Genomic DNA, 15,661 nt, shown 5'->3' with positions numbered 1-15,661 from the left:
GTCAAAACCGGTAACCCCGCAGGAAAGCGGAGATATCCATGCGTTTCTTGCCTTCCAGCTGCACTTCATCGAGATAGAGGTATCCGTCCGGCGCAGCGATCCGCACATATGTTTTCTGGTCAGTGTCGAATTCACCGGGAGCAACAGACGGTTTTCCCGCTTCTTTGTGCGCCTTGTATATCTTCATGCTTTTATCCTGGATGGTGGTCCATGCGGCAGGATAGGGACTGAGGCCCCTCACAAGATTGTATATTTTGTCCAGCGGGTCCTGCCAGTTGATCTGGCACGTTTCCTTGAATATTTTAGGCGCGTGTTTGATATCAGCGGCCGCTATGTTGGCCTGCGGCGTTTCTTTGGCGGTACCGGCGGCAATGGACTGCACTGTTTTCAGCAGCAGGCGGGCACCGGTGTGCATCAGTTCATCATGCAGCTCTCCGGCTGTTTCATCATCGCGGATCACTACCTTGTCTGCCAGTAAAATATCACCGGTATCAATTTCATGTTGCAGTTTGAAGGTGGTCACGCCGGATTCTTTTTCTCCGTTGATGATCGCCCAGTTGATAGGTGCGGCGCCGCGGTAGTTGGGCAGGAGCGAAGCATGTACATTGATAGTGCCTTCGGGCGGCATGTTCCAGACAATTTCCGGCAGCATACGGAAGGCCACTACCACCTGGAGGTCCGCTTTGAGGGCCGTCAGTTGGGCAATGAACTCCGGGTTTTTCAGTTTCTCCGGTTGCAATACGGGCAACCCTTTGCTGACAGCATATTTTTTAACGGCGCTTTCCTGCATCTGCAGGCCTCTGCCGGCTGGCTTGTCGGGCGCTGTGATCACTCCAACGATATTAAATCCATTCTCTACCAGTATATCGAGGGATGCTACTGCAAAATCAGGCGTCCCCATAAAAACGATGCGAAGCTGTTTGTCCATATGACGCAAAAGTAAATGAATTATTCCTCGTACAGCAGGTATTTTGCGCGTATGGCTTTGAACTGCCGCAGTCCTGGTTCCCAGCTCATGCGGATGTCGGCTTCTGATACGCCGTTTTTGATCTGCTGTTGTAATTGTGCATTGCCCGCCAGTTTATTGAAGAAGGCGTTGAAGAATTTATCTTTCTGAGGATACAACGCATATGCCTGTAACAGCCATTTGAGCGCTATTTTACGGCCTTTCGCAGGAGATGCTTCCGGTGACCTGCTCAGGTCAAATCCGTAGCACAGCTGGTCCTTCAGCGGTGGATTTTTGGCGCCTGCCACACTGCGGGGCGTAAAGGAAAATCCTTTCTTTGGGAACAGGGGTGAGCCAAACAGCTGGAAAGGCTTGTCAGTGCCACGTCCCAGGCTGATGGGCGTGCCTTCAAAGAAACAGAGCGAAGTGTACAGGTTCACAGCGGCCATATCAGGGAGATTGGGGGAAGGTGCTACCGGCAGGCTGTAATACGTGTGATGGGTGTAATTTTCGCAGGGGACGACGGTCAGTTTGCATTTAACGCCTTTGCTCAGCCAGCCTTCGCCATTAAGCATTTGAGCGTATTCGCCTACGGTCATGCCGTGTACGATTGGAATGGGCTGCATGCCTACAAAAGAGCGGAAGGCGGTGTCCAGTACAGGTCCGTCTACATAATCGCCATTGGGGTTAGGCCTGTCCAGCACAATGATGGGTTTGTTGTTTTCTGCGGCAGATTCCATCAGTTCCTGCAGGGAAGAGATGTAGGTATAAAAGCGGGCGCCTACGTCCTGCACGTCGAAGATGAGCACGTCCACGTCCTGCAAATCCGCAGCAGTGGCTTTACGGTGCTGGCCATATAGTGATACGACCGGCAGCCCGGTGTTTTTATCGGTGCTGTTGCCTACTTTTTCGCCGGCATCGGCTTGTCCGCGGAAACCGTGTTCGGGACTGAAGATTTTAGAGATTTGCACCTGCAGTTTCAGCAGGGTGTCTACCAGGTGTGTAGTGCCGATAGTGGCAGTCTGGTTCACCAGCAGGGCCACCCGTTTGTTTTTCAGCAGTGGCAGGTACTGGTTGGTTTGTGCGGCTCCCGGTATAACATGGGAGGCATACTGTGCCTGCGCAGATGTCAGCAGGCCGCATAAAAGCGTGCAGATGATTAATAAACGGTTCATGGCCTTAATATACGGCAAAACCCGTATGGCAGTGAGAAAAATTGATGAGATATGGTCTGTTTTAGTATCTTGCGGCTATTATTCACTATAAACAACTAATTTATGCAAGCTGTTAAAAACGGGGATACTGTGAAGGTGCACTATCAGGGCCGTTTGACTGACGGGACCATGTTTGATTCCTCAGAGGGCAGAGCTCCGCTGGAATTCAAAGTAGGCGCCCACATGGTGATCAAAGGCTTTGAGAATGGTGTACTGGATATGACGCCGGGAGAGAAGAAAACCATCCATATCCCTGTTGATCAGGCATATGGTCCGAAGAATGATGAAATGATCATGGAATTCCCTAAAGCAAATATTCCTCCTGATCTGAACCCGGAAGTGGGCATGGAACTGCAGATGAGCAATCCTGAAGGCCATGTGTTCCAGGTGAGAGTAGCTGCTGTTGGTTCTGAATTTATCACCCTGGACGCTAACCATCCGCTGGCTGGTCAGGACCTGGTGTTTGATCTGGAACTCGTGGAAATCGTATAATATTTGGTTATTTGATCATTCAAATATTTCAATATTAAAATGATCAAATAACCAAATAACAATATTTTAAGCCGGTACTTTAATAGGTATCGGCTTTTTATTTTCATCGATCGCTACAAAGGTGAAAGTGCCGCAGATAGCATGTTCCCGGTGATCGAGGTACATTTGCTCCACATAGATGTCCACCCTTACTTTCAGGCTGGTGTTGCCCACATGAATGACAGTGCCTACCAATTCAATGATGGTGCCATGCGGAATAGGTTTTTTGAAATCGATCCTGTCTGATGATACGGTGACGGTGCGCATTTTTGTAAAACGGGTAGCGGTGATAAAGGCCACTTCGTCCATAAGATGCATGGCAGTGCCGCCGAAAAGGGTGTCGTAATGGTTTACCGTGTTAGGAAATACCGCTTTGAAAATGCGTGTAACGGATTTCTCGATCTGTTCTTCGTATGCCATGATATAATTTATAGTGGAGCGTCAGGCTGCTCTTGCATGACAGCCTTCAGCTCGCGTAAACAATTTTCGCAGAGGCAGCCCTGGTATTTTTCGCTTATCCTGAAACGTTCTTCCAATGTGAGCGGTACATCGCTGCACTGGCAGCGGTGAATACTGTTGACCCGGCATTCAAAAGCCCGGTTGCAGCGAGGGCAGGGGACAATTTCATGTTTCAGCATGTACCAAATGTACGAAATGCTGAAGGAATGAAATCACGCCAGTTGTTTCCTTACTTCGCGGGCTGCCTGCACCATATTCCGCAATGACATTTCCGTTTCGGGCCATTTCCTGGTTTTAAGGCCACAGTCGGGGTTTACCCAGAGGTTGCGCACCGGTAGCAATGTGGCTGCCCTGTGCAGCAGTTTGCCCATCTCGGCTACGCCCGGCACACGGGGGGAGTGGATATCGTATACGCCCGGACCGGTTTCATTCGGATAGCTGAAGCGCGCAAAGGCTTCCAGCAGTTCCATCTGGGAGCGCGATGTTTCCATGGTGATCACGTCCGCGTCCATTGCGGCAATATGAGCAATAATATCATTGAACTCTGCATAACACATATGCGTGTGTATCTGTGTGGTGTCCTGCACCGGTGCTACCGACAGGCGGAAGGCGTCGATAGCCTGCCTGAGATACGCGTCCTGCCTGCTTTTACGCAGGGGCAGTCCTTCGCGCAGCGCTGGTTCATCTACCTGGATAACTGTAATGCCGGCATCTTCCAGGTCTTTCACTTCGTCGCGGATAGCCAGCGCTATCTGAAACGCTGTATCCATGCGTGGTTGGTCGTTTCTTACAAAAGACCACTGTAAAATAGTGACCGGGCCGGTGAGCATTCCTTTGACAGGCTTGTGGGTAAGCGACTGTGCAAACTGGCTCCAGGCAACGGTCATAGGCTGCGGACGCCATACGTCGCCATAGATGACCGGCGGCTTCACGCAACGGGAGCCATAACTCTGCACCCATCCGTTTTGGGTGAAAGCAAATCCTTCCAGTTGCTCCCCGAAATATTCCACCATGTCATTGCGCTCAAACTCGCCATGCACCAGCACATCGAGGCCGAGTGATTCCTGCCAGGAGATAGCCTCGCGGATAGCGGCGCTGATATCCTGATCGTACTGTGCTGCTGTGATATGGCCTTTTTTGAGATTGGAGCGCAACTGCCGTATTTCCACTGTCTGTGGGAAGGAGCCGATGGTAGTGGTAGGCAGTAACGGTAGCTGCAGTTTGGTCTGTTGCAGCGGCTGACGTTCTGCAAAAGCATGTTGCCGTGAAAAGTCGTCGGCTGTAATACTTGCCAGTCTTGCTTTTACGGCCGGCACATGAATGCCCGGCGCGGTTTTGCGTTGTTCCATCACCTGCTGGTTGACGGTCAGCAACGTGGTGTCTCCGGCAAGGATTTGTTTCAGGGAGATGACTTCTTCCACTTTCTGTTTCGCAAAAGCCATCCACTGTTTGATGTCGGTATTCAGGGTTGTTTCATCGTCGAGGTTGTAAGGCACATGCAGCAGCGAGCAGGAAGTGCCCAGCATCAGGCGTTCCCGGCCAATGGCCTGTACGGCCTGGTTGATGAGCGACAGCGATGTGGCATAATCGTTTTTCCAGATGTTGCGGCCGTCCACTACGCCCAATGATAACTGCATGTTTTCAGGAAGGGCCCGGAGAACAGCGTCCAGCTGCTCCGGTGCGCGAACGAGGTCAATATGCAATGCGTTCACCGGCAGCTGCAAGGCGAGGTCCGTATTGTCTTCCAGCGCGCCGAAGTAGGTGGTGAGCAGCAATTTCAGATCAGGGAATGCCTCACGGATAGCGGTGTACGCCAGTTGATACAGTATTTTATCGGCGGGTTCCAGGTCGGTGACCAGGCTGGGCTCGTCCAGCTGTATCCAGTCGGCGCCGGCGTCGCGGAGCGCGGCCAGCAGTTCCAGGTAGGCGGGCAACAGCTGTTGTAACAAGGCGGCCCGTGTTACGCCGGCTGTCTTTATTTTGCCACAAAGAATATAGGTGACAGGCCCTATCAGTACGGGCTTGGTGCGGATACCCTGTTGCAGCGCCTCAGTGAATTCATGGACTGCCTTGCGTGACTGCAGGCTGTAAGTCTGGCTGGCATCAAATTCGGGCACCAGGTAGTGATAATTGGTGTCGAACCACTTGGTCATTTCCACGGCGGTGAGATCGAAGCCATTTTTCTGGTAACCCCTGGCCATGGCGAAGTACAGCTCCAGGCAGTTGGGATTGGCGAAAGAGCGTCGCAGCTCCCGGAAACGCTCTGGTATTACGCCCAGGGCTACGCTCATATCGAGCATCTGGTCGTAAAAAGAGAAGTCGTTGGATGGGATCAGATCTATGCCAGACTGGTGAAGGGTTTCCCAGTGTTCTTTTCGTAGAAGCCTGGCCGTTAGTTCCAGTTTCTCCAGGGAAATTTTACCTGCCCAGTAGTTTTCACAGGCTTTCTTCAGTTCTCGCTGGCTGCCTATTCTCGGGTAGCCTGGAATATTGGTAATCATATACAGGATGGTTTTTTATTCGCGACAAACCTATCATTATTGTATGTTTGTTTTATTAAAAATGAAAAAATTGGTGTTTTGTATAAGAGTTTTATCTTTTTGTAGAATATTTTACTAAATCAACTATTGTGAGAGATGGTAAAACAGAAAATTTTACGGAAAAAGGGGGCACCGGTTTTTTCCTTACGTTTGCAATATGTTTACAAATTATTCATACACTGTTGATACGCGCTTTATTCGTTACGCGCAGATAGATACACAATCCGATCCGCAAAGCACGAGCTTTCCAACCACTGAAAAGCAGAAAGACCTGTCCCGCCTGCTGGTAAAGGAATTACACGAGATGGGCATCACAGATGCAGAACTGGACGAACATGGTTACGTATATGCCACTATTCCCGCCAATACTGACAAACAGGTGCCGGTTATCTGTTTCTGTTCCCATGTGGACACGTCTTCCGACAGTAGCGGCACGGGCGTAAAACCTATTGTACACCGTGCTTATGATGGGGGTGATATTGTATTGCCTGATGACAGCAGCGTGGTGATCAGCCCCCGTGAACACCCTTATCTGGCCTCCAAAAAAGGAGACGACATCATCACAGCCAGCGGCACCACTTTGCTGGGCGCTGATGACAAAGCCGGCGTAGCGGAGATCATGGACGCGGCCCATTTCCTGATGACACATCCGGAAGTGAAACACGGCGCTATCCGTATCCTCTTCACACCCGACGAAGAAGTAGGCCGTGGCGTGGAAAAAGTGGACATGAAAAAACTCGCTGCTCAATTTGGTTATACCATGGACGGCGGTGAACTGGGCTCACTGGAAGATGAGAACTTCTCTGCCGATGGCGCACGTATCACGGTATATGGCGTAAGCGCCCATCCCGGTTCAGCGAAAGATAAACTGGTGAGCGCTATCAAGATTGCCGGTGAAATTGTGGATGCCCTGCCGAAAGACAGTCTTTCTCCCGAAACAACAGAAGACAGGGAAGGGTTCATCCATCCGGTACGTATAAGCGGCACCGTAGAGAAGACAGAAATTGATTTTATTATCCGTGACTTCGTGACCTCCAACCTGGAATTACACGAGGCTTTCCTGCGCCGCCAGATGGAAAAAGTGCTGGAGCGTTATCCCAATGCTACCGCCAGGCTGAAAATCACTGAACAATACCGCAATATGAAAGAGGTGCTGGACCTGCATCCGGAGGTAACCGCCCATGCGGCGGAAGCTATCCGCCGCGCCGGCGTACAGCCGTTGAAGATGAGCATCCGTGGCGGCACCGATGGTTCCCGCTTGTCTTTCATGGGACTGCCCTGTCCTAATATTTTTACCGGCGAGATGGCCCTCCACAGCAAACAGGAGTATGTCAGCATCCAGGACATGCAGAAAGCAGTGCAGACAATTGTATATCTGGCACAAGTTTGGGAGGAAAAGGCCTGATCAATTACAAATTACAAATTACGAATTACGAATTACGAATTACGAATTACGAATGGAGGGCCTTTTTACAGAGCGGCTTCTAAATAACCTTTCCATAAAATAACCCTCCATTCGTAATTCGTAATTCTTAATTCGTAATTATTTTACTATTTTAACCGTTAATAGAAGAAAATCCACATGATACTAGGGCTCATCACATTATTGCAGGATACATTGCTTTCGAAGGCCGATTCGTTGGCACAGGCCACCAACGCAGCTGCGGCGCCGGCACCACAGATACATCTGATAGATATGCTCATGAAAGGGGGCGTACTCATGATCCCGCTGGGTATTCTCTCCGTCATTGCCGTATTTGTGTTTGTGGAGCGGTATCTGACCATCGCAAAGGCTGGCCGCCTGGAAGATAACTTTATGCCGATGATCCGTGACCAGATCACCACCGGCAATATTATGGGCGCCCGTTCCCTCGCCAAAAACACGCAGGGGCCTATTGCGCGGATGATCGATAAAGGTCTTCAGCGTATCGGTAAGCCGATCGAGTCTATTGAGAAATCTATGGAGAATGTGGGCAAACTGGAGATCTACCGGATGGAGAAAAACCTGGTGATCCTTTCCATCATCGCGGGTATTGCGCCGATGTTCGGGTTTCTGGGCACCATCGCGGGTATGATCCAGACCTTTTTTAATATCTCCATCACCTCTGATATTACGCTGGGCACTATTGCGGGCGGTATTTATGTGAAGATGATCACGTCCGCTACGGGCCTGATTATCGGTATTGTGGCCTTTATCGGTTACAGTTTCCTGAATGCACAGATAGATAAGGTTGTTAACAAGATGGAAGCCTCTGCAGCGGAATTTACGGATATCCTGCAGGAACCTACCCGCTAAAACCCATGGCTCATGAATTTACGCAGGAGAAATAAGAAACATGTGGAAATGCACAACTCGGCGCTGAATGATATCCTTTTCATTCTGCTGTTGTTCTTCCTGATTGTTTCCACGCTGGCCAATCCCAACGTCATCAAGCTGATGTTGCCTAAAGCCCAGAGCAATACCAAAGCCAAACAAACGGTGGTGGTGAGCATCAACGAAAAACATGAGTTCTTCGTAGGTACCACCAAAGTGCCTTTTGAAGGCCTTAAACAAGCGCTGGCCCCGGCTGTCGCCAATGAAAAGGTAGATCCCACCATTGTGATCAATGCTGAAAAATCGGTGCCGATAGAAGATGTGGTGAATGTGATGGAGGTGGCCAAGCAGATAGGCGCAAAGGTGGTGCTGGCAACAGCTAAAAAATAATTACGAATTACGAATTACAAATTACGAATTGAGGGCTTTCTTATAGCGAGGTTACTTAAATGACCTTTCCATAAGAAAGCCCTCAATTCGTAATTTGTAATTTGTAATTCGTAATTGCCTTTACCATTCTGTCTTTGCCGAACATGTCCTGCCGGAGCGTTACCTCCCTGAACCCCAGTGATTGCAGCAGTAGCACTACTTCCTGTCCCAGTGATTCATTGATCTCAAAGTAAAGCGCGCCGCCCGGGTTGAGCTTCTGCAGCGCGGTACGGGCGATATGCCGGTAAAACAGCAGCGCGTCATTGTCTGGCACAAAAAGCGCGATGGACGGTTCAAAGCCCCATACCTGTTGCTGCATGGTGGCCTGTTCGCTTTGTGTGATGTAGGGCGGATTGCTGACGATCACGTCAAAGGCCGGCAGTGTGGCCATTTGCTGCTCATCGAGGGCGCTGAGGCGGGAGAATTCTACCTCCAGCCGCAGCCTGACAGCGTTTCCACGGGCAACGGCCAGGGCTTCTTCGCTGATGTCGATGGCGGATACCACAGCAGCGGGGATGTTCTGTTTTAATGCCAGCGGGATACAGCCGCTGCCGGTGCCGATGTCCAGCAGATGTGGGTGGGGATGCCCTGCCAGGTCCTGTATGATCCAGGCTACCAGTTCTTCTGTTTCAGGCCTCGGGATCAGTACGTGATGGTTGACAGCCAGCTCCATGCCGTAAAACCAGCCCGAACCGGTGACATATTGTACCGGCTCCATCCGTTGCAGGGCTTCTATGGCGCTTTTGAGCCGGGTATTCTGATCAGGCGTCAATAATTTGGCTTTATGCACAAGGCGGTCCAGTTTATTCATGCCCGTTATATGCTCCAGCACAATATGGGCTATATTGGCGGCTTCGCGCGCATCGTATAAATCGCCTATGGCACCTGTGATATAGGTAAAGGCTGTTTGTATTGTCAAATTTGATGATTTAAGAATCAGCCGGAAAATACAAACCAGGAGGTGATTGGCATTTTCCGTCGGCTAAAAACGTAATTTTGGCAAAAATATTACTTTAACAGGGTATCATGAATAGCGCAGACCATGAAATTTTTATGAGGCGGTGCCTGGAGCTGGCCGCCATGGGTCGTGGCCATGCGGCGCCTAACCCGGTGGTAGGGGCGGTGCTGGTGCATCAGGGCCGTATCATCGGGGAAGGTTACCACCGGCAATATGGTCAGGCACATGCGGAAGTGAACTGTGTGAACAGCGTTACGGCAGAAGACAGGCCCCTCATTCAGCGGGCCACGATGTACGTAAGCCTTGAACCCTGTGCGCATCATGGTAAAACGCCGCCCTGCGCAGATCTGATCGTGTCAGAAAAAATCCCGGAAGTAGTGATCGGTTGTGTGGACACTTTCTCTGCGGTGGCCGGCAAAGGGATCGAAAAACTGAAAAAGGCAGGCATAAAAGTACATACCGGTGTGCTGGAAACGGCCTGCAGGGCTATCAACCGCCGCTTCTTTACGTTTCATGAGCAGCAACGGCCCTATATCATCCTGAAATGGGCGCAGAGCCGCAATGGCTTTATGGCCGGTCCCGACGGCGCGCCGGTGCGTATCTCCAACCACTGGAGCGACCGCCTGGTACATCGCTGGCGCAGTGAGGAGATGGCTATTCTGGTAGGCACCCGCACGGCCATCCTCGATAACCCTCAACTGAATACGCGGCTGTGGCCCGGTAAGGACCCGGTGCGACTGGTCATCGACAGAACGCTGGCGGTTCCCCGCACACATCACCTGTGGGATGGCAGTATTCCTACCATCTTTATTACGGCGGAAAAAACAACGGATAAAAAAGCAGACCTGCTGACACTCGATTTTACGGCGCCATTACTGCCACAACTCATGCAACACCTCCACCAGCGCCAGATACAGAGCGTGTTGGTGGAAGGCGGCCCTTACGTGCTGCAACGTTTCCTGGAAACAGACCTTTGGGACGAAGCGCGCGTTATAACGGGAACGAATACACTGTCTGATGGACTGCCGGCGCCGGTACTAAGACAGGCCGCGGTGGAAGAGACTTTACACCTGGAAGGTGACCGTATCGACATTTACCGTCGTGGTTAAAAAAGAATATTCTGGTTTTTCTAAAATATATAGATGGAGGTTTATTTTACAATTGATAAAACCGCTGTTGCTGAATTCAAGGACAGGGGCAGCAAATTTCTGGCTTATGTGTTTCCCGTGAAGACCCCTGAAGCGGTGAAAGATTGTCTGATGGAAGTGAAAAAGGAGCATCCCAAAGCCACCCACCATTGTTATGCTTACCGCTTGGGTACGGACGGACTTCAGTTTCGTGCCAATGATGACGGAGAACCTTCCGGTTCTGCGGGCAAACCTATCCTCGGGCAGATAGACAGTAAACAGTTGACGGATGTGCTGATCGTGGTGGTGCGGTATTTTGGCGGTACCCTGCTGGGTGTTCCCGGGCTGATCAATGCCTATAAGATGAGTGCTGCCATGGTATTGCAGCTGGTGCCGGCGGTCCAGAAGAACATAGAATCAAAATATCATCTCACTTTCGACTACACCATCATGAATGACGTGATGATCGTTGTGAAACAAAATAATTGCACCGTGCTGGCGCAGGAGCTGCAGCTCTTTTGTACTATGGACATAGGAGTGCCCCGGGCGAACGAAGAGTTGTGCCTTTTACGCCTTCGCGACATTCACGGACTGGAGATAAAGACGTTGAAGTAGCGGCAGCATGTTTCCCTGTCAGATGAAAATCGGCAAACAGTTCAAAACAGAGATAAGGCGATTGGGAGGCTTCCGGGGTGTCCAATTTAACGCATGCTCTTTTTAATAACAGCACGGTGGCCACGGCGGCCGCTGTAATTAAGAAGAATCGATAACGTTTCAACATAGTTGTAATATTAGGGTGATAACGAGGGACGATAAAAGAATATGCCAGAAATAGATTTGTTGAAAATGAATAAGTTATACAGCAGATAGGTCGATAAGATTGTCCGAACACGAAAGCCGAACGTCCAAAACCGGACAAAATCACGAAATCAATTACAAATTACGAATTAGGAATTACGAATGAAGGGCTTTCTTATAGAACGGTTAATTATTAACATTTCTATAAGAAAGCCCTTTATGTTTGTTGGGTCGTTTGTAATTCGGAATTAAAACCGGGGACTAACCACAAGATCTTTGCTGCCAGGGGTGTATTTGTAGAAACCTTCCCCGCTCTTTACGCCCAGGTATCCGGCGGTGACCATGTTTACCAGCAGGGGGCAGGGTGCATATTTCGGATTGCCAAAGCCATCATGTAACACATTAAGGATGGACAGGCATACGTCCAGCCCGATGAAGTCTGCCAGTTGCAGTGGTCCCATCGGATGGGCCATGCCGAGTTTCATCACAGTATCTATTTCTGCCACGCCGGCCACGCCTTCAAAAAGAGAATAGATGGCTTCATTGATCATGGGCATGAGGATACGGTTGGCGATGAAGCCGGGATAGTCGTTCACCACGCAGGGCACTTTACCCAGTTTTTCGGAGAGGGCCACAATTTCCTGCGTGATGCTCTTATCTGTAGCATAGCCGTTGATGATCTCCACCAGTTTCATTACAGGCACCGGGTTCATAAAGTGCATGCCGATTACTTTTGCCGGCCGTTTGGTGGCGGCAGCAATTTTGGTGATGGAGATGGATGAGGTATTAGTGGCCAGGATAGCGTCTGGGTGTGCATGCTCATCGAGTTCCTGGAATATTTTCAGTTTCAGCGCTACATTTTCAGTAGCCGCTTCCACTACGAGCGATACGTCTCTTACGCCGTCAGAAATAGAAGTGAGAGGATTGATATTGGCGATCGTTTGTGCTTTCTGTACCTCGGAAACAGTGCCCTTGGACACTTGTCTGTCAAGGTTCTTGCTGATGGTCTGTATGGCCTTTTCGAGAGCTGCAGCTGATACATCTATCAGGTTTACCGCATAGCCATTCTGGGCAAATACGTGCGCTATACCATTGCCCATGGTGCCCGCGCCTATAACCGCTACTTTTTGCATGGAGATTATTTTGGTTCTGAATTATAGAGCAATATAAACAATTACGAATTACGGATTACGAATTACAAATGAAGGGCTTTCTTATAGAGAGGTTACTAAATGACCTTTCCATAAAAGCGCCCTTCATTTGTAATTCGTAATCCGTAATTCGTAATTAATAGTCGTCTTTTCGTTTGAAATCACCCCGTTTCCAGGCCTGGATAAACTGTGCCCAGGCGAGAGGGTTGAAAATATTTTGTGGTGGTGGCTGGCCGGCGTAGTACAGGGATTGCGCCTGTTTGTTGAGGTACATGTTCGTGCCTTCTGCGCCGTCTACGGGCGTAAAGCGGGTCATGGCCCTGAGGCGGGCGTTTTCCGTGTTTTTACGGGCTATTTCGTACGCATCGTCCGGGATGTCCATGCTGGCGAACGCTCTTTCAAACTCCTGCCGGTTGAGGTAGGGTTTGATGATGGTTACCGGAAGATAGGTAGTGTCCTCCACCATCAGTTGTATGAGGGAGAAATTATTGCCTTTGAGTGTGGTTGGTATTTTATAGTCTTTCTTTTTGAAGCCTACCGCGCTGAAAGTGAGGGTGTCACCTTTAAAAACCACGATAGAGAAGACGCCGGCGGAATTGGAGATGGTACCGCGGCCCTGGCCTCTGACGAGGACGCTGACGGCTGGTACGGCCCGCAGGCTGTCGGCAGTCATGGTGATCCCTGAAATTTGAATTACGCTGTCCCTGAAATCCGCAATTTGGGCTTTCAACAGGAAAGGAGATAAAAGGAACACCAGGATAAGTGACAGTATGTAGGATCTTTTGTGATGCATGCCGGCCCTAAGATATAGAAATTTAATTTACTTGTCTCCCTGCGATGGATGAACGCGAAGAAGAGTTTGTAAATTAACTTCCAATTGGGTTAACTTTGCAGGCAGGAATCGAATTTTAACAACAATTTATGATGACGAAAGAGCAGATTTTACAGGCCCTGAGCAACGTCGAAGAACCCGATCTGGGAAAGGATCTGGTGACGTTGAACATGGTAAAAGATATAGAGATAAACGGCAATAAGGTGAAGTTTACGGTAGTGCTGACAACACCGGCCTGCCCGTTGAAGGATCTTATCAGGAACGCATGTGTCAATGCCATTCATATGATGGTGAGCAAGGACGCGGAAGTGGAAGTGGTGATGACGGCAAATGTGAGCTCCCGCCGTACGGAAGGTAAAGGTGTACTGGCCGGCGTTAAAAATATTATTGTCGTGGCTTCCGGTAAAGGTGGCGTGGGCAAATCTACCGTAGCGGCCAATCTGGCGCTGGCACTGGGCCGTGACGGCGCCCGTGTGGGCCTGATGGACGCTGATATCTACGGACCGTCCGTTCCCATTATGTTTGGCCTCCGTGGCGAAAGACCGATGATGGTAGAGGTGGAAGGCAAAGGCATGATCCAGCCGATAGAGAAATTCGGCATCAAAGTGATGTCTATCGGCCTGCTGATCGATGAAAGACAGGCCGTGGTTTGGCGTGGCCCAATGGCCAGCAGCGCCCTCCGCCAGTTCCTCACCGATGTATACTGGGGCGAGCTGGACTACCTGGTGATCGATATGCCTCCCGGCACCGGTGATATCCACCTGACGCTGGTACAAACCGTACCGGTAACCGGCGCAGTGATGGTGACCACCCCGCAGGACGTGGCACTGGTAGATGTACAGAAAGGTATCGCCATGTTCAACGGCCAGCAGATTAATGTTCCTATCCTGGGACTGGTGGAAAATATGGCCTATTTCACACCGGCAGAGCTGCCGGAGAACAAATACTATATCTTCGGAAAAGAAGGAGGCAAAAAACTGGCGGAAGACCTGGAAATACCATTCCTGGGCCAGATCCCGCTGGTACAAAGCATCCGCGAAGGCGGCGACAGCGGTCAGCCCGCTATGGCCAGCGATGATAAAATTACCCGCAAAGCCTTCCTGGACGTGGCCGGCGCCGCTGCCAGAAGCATAGCTATGCGTAACGCTAATATTGCACCCACCAAAATTGTGGATGTGATCGTATAATAGTTGTTCATTTAGATATTTGGTTATTTAATTATTTTAAGCATTAAATAATCAAATAATTAGATGTCATACCTGACAGCGAAAATGAAGTGGTGTCGCCACGGCATTTTCGCTGTTTTTTTTGGAAAATCTTCATTCTTTTTTTCCTTATCTTTAGTTGAATCTTCCTCCGAAATGATTGTCGGTAAAGCATAACGACCACAACAACTACCACACAGTAAAATATTTTAGAGGTAATCATAATATGTTTAAACTGCTGCAATGCTTAAGTTTTACTTAACTTTGCGCCCCAAATAAACCGACTATGAATCGACAGGAATTGGTGAATCTTATTAAGGAAAAACAATCTTATCTGTGCGTAGGATTGGATACAGACATGCAAAAGATTCCAAAACACCTGCTGTCTCACGCAGATCCGGTGTTTGCCTTTAACAAGGCAATTATTGACGCTACCAAAGACCTTTGCGTGGCGTATAAAATCAATACGGCCTTTTACGAGTGTATGGGCATCCGCGGATGGGAAAGCCTGCAGCGTACGGTAGAATATATCCCTTCCGGTATCTTTACCATCGCCGATGCCAAACGCGGCGATATCGGCAATACTTCCACCCAATACGCCAAAACTTTTTTTGATACGTATAAGTTTGATTCCGTTACGGTAGCTCCTTATATGGGGAAAGACAGCGTATTACCGTTCCTCCAGTTCCCGGAGAAATGGACCATTCTCCTCGGGCTCACTTCCAACGAAGGCAGCCAGGACTTCCAGCTGCAGCAGGCAGGAGATGAGCTGTTGTTTGAAAAAGTGATAAAAACAGCGATGGAGTGGGGTACCCCGGACAACCTGATGTTTGTGGTGGGCGCTACCCAGTCCGCTCAACTGGGCTATATCCGCAAAATGGCGCCGGACAACTTTTTCCTGGTGCCGGGCGTAGGCGCCCAGGGAGGCAGCCTGCAGGAAATATCCACACAGGCCATGAACAAAGACTGCGGTCTGCTCGTCAACGTGAGCCGTGGTATTATCTATGCCGGCAACGGTGAAGACTTTGCCACCGATGCCCGTAATGCCGCCCTGCAATACCAGCAGGAAATGGCCACTTACCTCAATCAGACAACTGTCAGCCTCTGATACTGACAATAGCCGTTGGCGTTAGCTTTTGGCCTGCTGTGAAAATTTT

General features: G+C 49.9%; 16 protein-coding genes. 8 read left to right on the top strand and 8 right to left on the bottom strand.

The window, feature by feature from the left end; translation table 11 throughout:
• Position 1: 1 nt before the first annotated feature.
• On the bottom strand, positions 2 to 928 hold the full coding sequence (fmt, locus tag ACTJJS_RS20525; RefSeq protein WP_247654965.1) for a methionyl-tRNA formyltransferase: 927 nt from the start codon (positions 926 to 928) through the stop codon (positions 2 to 4).
• Positions 929 to 948: 20 nt separating this feature from the next.
• Positions 949 to 2,121, bottom strand: coding sequence for an exo-beta-N-acetylmuramidase NamZ family protein (locus ACTJJS_RS20520; protein ID WP_440665062.1), 1,173 nt, complete (start codon positions 2,119 to 2,121; stop codon positions 949 to 951).
• A 102-nt stretch (positions 2,122 to 2,223) separates the two neighbouring features.
• Between ACTJJS_RS20520 and ACTJJS_RS20515 the strand changes: the two genes are divergently transcribed.
• On the top strand, positions 2,224 to 2,652 hold the full coding sequence (locus ACTJJS_RS20515) for an FKBP-type peptidyl-prolyl cis-trans isomerase (RefSeq protein ID WP_168872114.1): 429 nt from the start codon (positions 2,224 to 2,226) through the stop codon (positions 2,650 to 2,652).
• A gap of 66 nt (positions 2,653 to 2,718) precedes the next feature.
• On the opposite strand, the gene ACTJJS_RS20510 is transcribed toward ACTJJS_RS20515, so the two are convergent.
• Genes ACTJJS_RS20510 through metE form a run of 3 tightly spaced genes read right to left on the bottom strand, consistent with a single transcriptional unit; the run spans position 2,719 to position 5,651 of the window.
• Complete coding sequence (locus ACTJJS_RS20510; RefSeq protein ID WP_168872115.1) at positions 2,719 to 3,111, bottom strand: acyl-CoA thioesterase; 393 nt, start codon at positions 3,109 to 3,111, stop codon at positions 2,719 to 2,721.
• Positions 3,112 to 3,119: 8 nt separating this feature from the next.
• Complete coding sequence (locus ACTJJS_RS20505; RefSeq protein ID WP_168872116.1) at positions 3,120 to 3,329, bottom strand: cysteine-rich CWC family protein; 210 nt, start codon at positions 3,327 to 3,329, stop codon at positions 3,120 to 3,122.
• 33 nt (positions 3,330 to 3,362) lie between these two features.
• Positions 3,363 to 5,651, bottom strand: coding sequence for a 5-methyltetrahydropteroyltriglutamate--homocysteine S-methyltransferase (gene metE, locus ACTJJS_RS20500; protein ID WP_440665061.1), 2,289 nt, complete (start codon positions 5,649 to 5,651; stop codon positions 3,363 to 3,365).
• A gap of 196 nt (positions 5,652 to 5,847) precedes the next feature.
• On the opposite strand from metE, the gene pepT reads away from it, so the two are divergent.
• The 3 genes from pepT to ACTJJS_RS20485 all read left to right on the top strand — a co-directional run bounded on the left by pepT (position 5,848) and on the right by ACTJJS_RS20485 (position 8,394).
• On the top strand, positions 5,848 to 7,095 hold the full coding sequence (gene pepT / locus ACTJJS_RS20495; protein ID WP_440665060.1) for a peptidase T: 1,248 nt from the start codon (positions 5,848 to 5,850) through the stop codon (positions 7,093 to 7,095).
• A gap of 177 nt (positions 7,096 to 7,272) precedes the next feature.
• Positions 7,273 to 7,986: a MotA/TolQ/ExbB proton channel family protein gene (locus tag ACTJJS_RS20490; protein ID WP_168872119.1), complete on the top strand. Its 714-nt coding sequence runs from the start codon at positions 7,273 to 7,275 to the stop codon at positions 7,984 to 7,986.
• A gap of 12 nt (positions 7,987 to 7,998) precedes the next feature.
• Positions 7,999 to 8,394, top strand: coding sequence for an ExbD/TolR family protein (locus ACTJJS_RS20485; RefSeq protein ID WP_168872120.1), 396 nt, complete (start codon positions 7,999 to 8,001; stop codon positions 8,392 to 8,394).
• Between the two features lie 82 nt (positions 8,395 to 8,476).
• On the opposite strand, the gene prmC is transcribed toward ACTJJS_RS20485, so the two are convergent.
• Positions 8,477 to 9,352, bottom strand: coding sequence for a peptide chain release factor N(5)-glutamine methyltransferase (prmC, locus tag ACTJJS_RS20480; protein ID WP_440665059.1), 876 nt, complete (start codon positions 9,350 to 9,352; stop codon positions 8,477 to 8,479).
• A gap of 107 nt (positions 9,353 to 9,459) precedes the next feature.
• Between prmC and ribD the strand changes: the two genes are divergently transcribed.
• Positions 9,460 to 10,500, top strand: coding sequence for a bifunctional diaminohydroxyphosphoribosylaminopyrimidine deaminase/5-amino-6-(5-phosphoribosylamino)uracil reductase RibD (gene ribD, locus ACTJJS_RS20475; protein ID WP_440665058.1), 1,041 nt, complete (start codon positions 9,460 to 9,462; stop codon positions 10,498 to 10,500).
• A 33-nt stretch (positions 10,501 to 10,533) separates the two neighbouring features.
• The gene (locus ACTJJS_RS20470) at positions 10,534 to 11,133 is read left to right on the top strand and encodes an IMPACT family protein (protein ID WP_168872123.1); all 600 of its coding nucleotides are present in this window, start codon (positions 10,534 to 10,536) and stop codon (positions 11,131 to 11,133) included.
• 431 nt (positions 11,134 to 11,564) lie between these two features.
• Here ACTJJS_RS20470 and ACTJJS_RS20465 read toward each other — a convergent pair whose 3' ends face one another.
• Entirely contained in the window at positions 11,565 to 12,449 is an 885-nt protein-coding gene (locus tag ACTJJS_RS20465) for a 3-hydroxyacyl-CoA dehydrogenase family protein (protein ID WP_440665057.1), read from the bottom strand.
• Positions 12,450 to 12,603: 154 nt separating this feature from the next.
• Positions 12,604 to 13,260, bottom strand: a complete 657-nt coding sequence (locus ACTJJS_RS20460; RefSeq protein WP_168872125.1) for a carboxypeptidase-like regulatory domain-containing protein — start codon at positions 13,258 to 13,260, stop codon at positions 12,604 to 12,606.
• Between the two features lie 128 nt (positions 13,261 to 13,388).
• On the opposite strand from ACTJJS_RS20460, the gene ACTJJS_RS20455 reads away from it, so the two are divergent.
• Together ACTJJS_RS20455 and pyrF are read left to right on the top strand one after the other, a co-directional pair.
• Positions 13,389 to 14,486, top strand: coding sequence for an Mrp/NBP35 family ATP-binding protein (locus tag ACTJJS_RS20455; RefSeq protein ID WP_168872126.1), 1,098 nt, complete (start codon positions 13,389 to 13,391; stop codon positions 14,484 to 14,486).
• 304 nt (positions 14,487 to 14,790) lie between these two features.
• Positions 14,791 to 15,612, top strand: coding sequence for an orotidine-5'-phosphate decarboxylase (pyrF, locus tag ACTJJS_RS20450; RefSeq protein ID WP_168872127.1), 822 nt, complete (start codon positions 14,791 to 14,793; stop codon positions 15,610 to 15,612).
• Positions 15,613 to 15,661 lie beyond the last annotated feature (49 nt).

Source organism: Chitinophaga sp. 22308, from assembly GCF_052045305.1.
In the GTDB taxonomy this organism is placed as follows: Bacteria; Bacteroidota; Bacteroidia; order Chitinophagales; family Chitinophagaceae; genus Chitinophaga; species Chitinophaga varians_A.
Note: the sequence above shows the minus strand (reverse complement) of the source record. Positions and strands in the feature narration are given on the sequence as shown.

Coding starts and splice junctions, on each gene's coding strand:
- ACTJJS_RS20470 (WP_168872123.1), top strand. CDS start 10,534: ATGGAGGTTTATTTTACAATTGATAAAACCGCTGTTGCTGAATTCAAG.
- pyrF (WP_168872127.1), top strand. CDS start 14,791: ATGAATCGACAGGAATTGGTGAATCTTATTAAGGAAAAACAATCTTAT.
- pepT (WP_440665060.1), top strand. CDS start 5,848: ATGTTTACAAATTATTCATACACTGTTGATACGCGCTTTATTCGTTAC.
- ACTJJS_RS20455 (WP_168872126.1), top strand. CDS start 13,389: ATGATGACGAAAGAGCAGATTTTACAGGCCCTGAGCAACGTCGAAGAA.
- ribD (WP_440665058.1), top strand. CDS start 9,460: ATGAATAGCGCAGACCATGAAATTTTTATGAGGCGGTGCCTGGAGCTG.
- ACTJJS_RS20505 (WP_168872116.1), bottom strand. CDS start 3,329: ATGCTGAAACATGAAATTGTCCCCTGCCCTCGCTGCAACCGGGCTTTT.
- metE (WP_440665061.1), bottom strand. CDS start 5,651: ATGATTACCAATATTCCAGGCTACCCGAGAATAGGCAGCCAGCGAGAA.
- ACTJJS_RS20515 (WP_168872114.1), top strand. CDS start 2,224: ATGCAAGCTGTTAAAAACGGGGATACTGTGAAGGTGCACTATCAGGGC.
- ACTJJS_RS20510 (WP_168872115.1), bottom strand. CDS start 3,111: ATGGCATACGAAGAACAGATCGAGAAATCCGTTACACGCATTTTCAAA.
- fmt (WP_247654965.1), bottom strand. CDS start 928: ATGGACAAACAGCTTCGCATCGTTTTTATGGGGACGCCTGATTTTGCA.
- ACTJJS_RS20490 (WP_168872119.1), top strand. CDS start 7,273: ATGATACTAGGGCTCATCACATTATTGCAGGATACATTGCTTTCGAAG.
- ACTJJS_RS20460 (WP_168872125.1), bottom strand. CDS start 13,260: ATGCATCACAAAAGATCCTACATACTGTCACTTATCCTGGTGTTCCTT.
- ACTJJS_RS20485 (WP_168872120.1), top strand. CDS start 7,999: ATGAATTTACGCAGGAGAAATAAGAAACATGTGGAAATGCACAACTCG.
- ACTJJS_RS20465 (WP_440665057.1), bottom strand. CDS start 12,449: ATGCAAAAAGTAGCGGTTATAGGCGCGGGCACCATGGGCAATGGTATA.
- ACTJJS_RS20520 (WP_440665062.1), bottom strand. CDS start 2,121: ATGAACCGTTTATTAATCATCTGCACGCTTTTATGCGGCCTGCTGACA.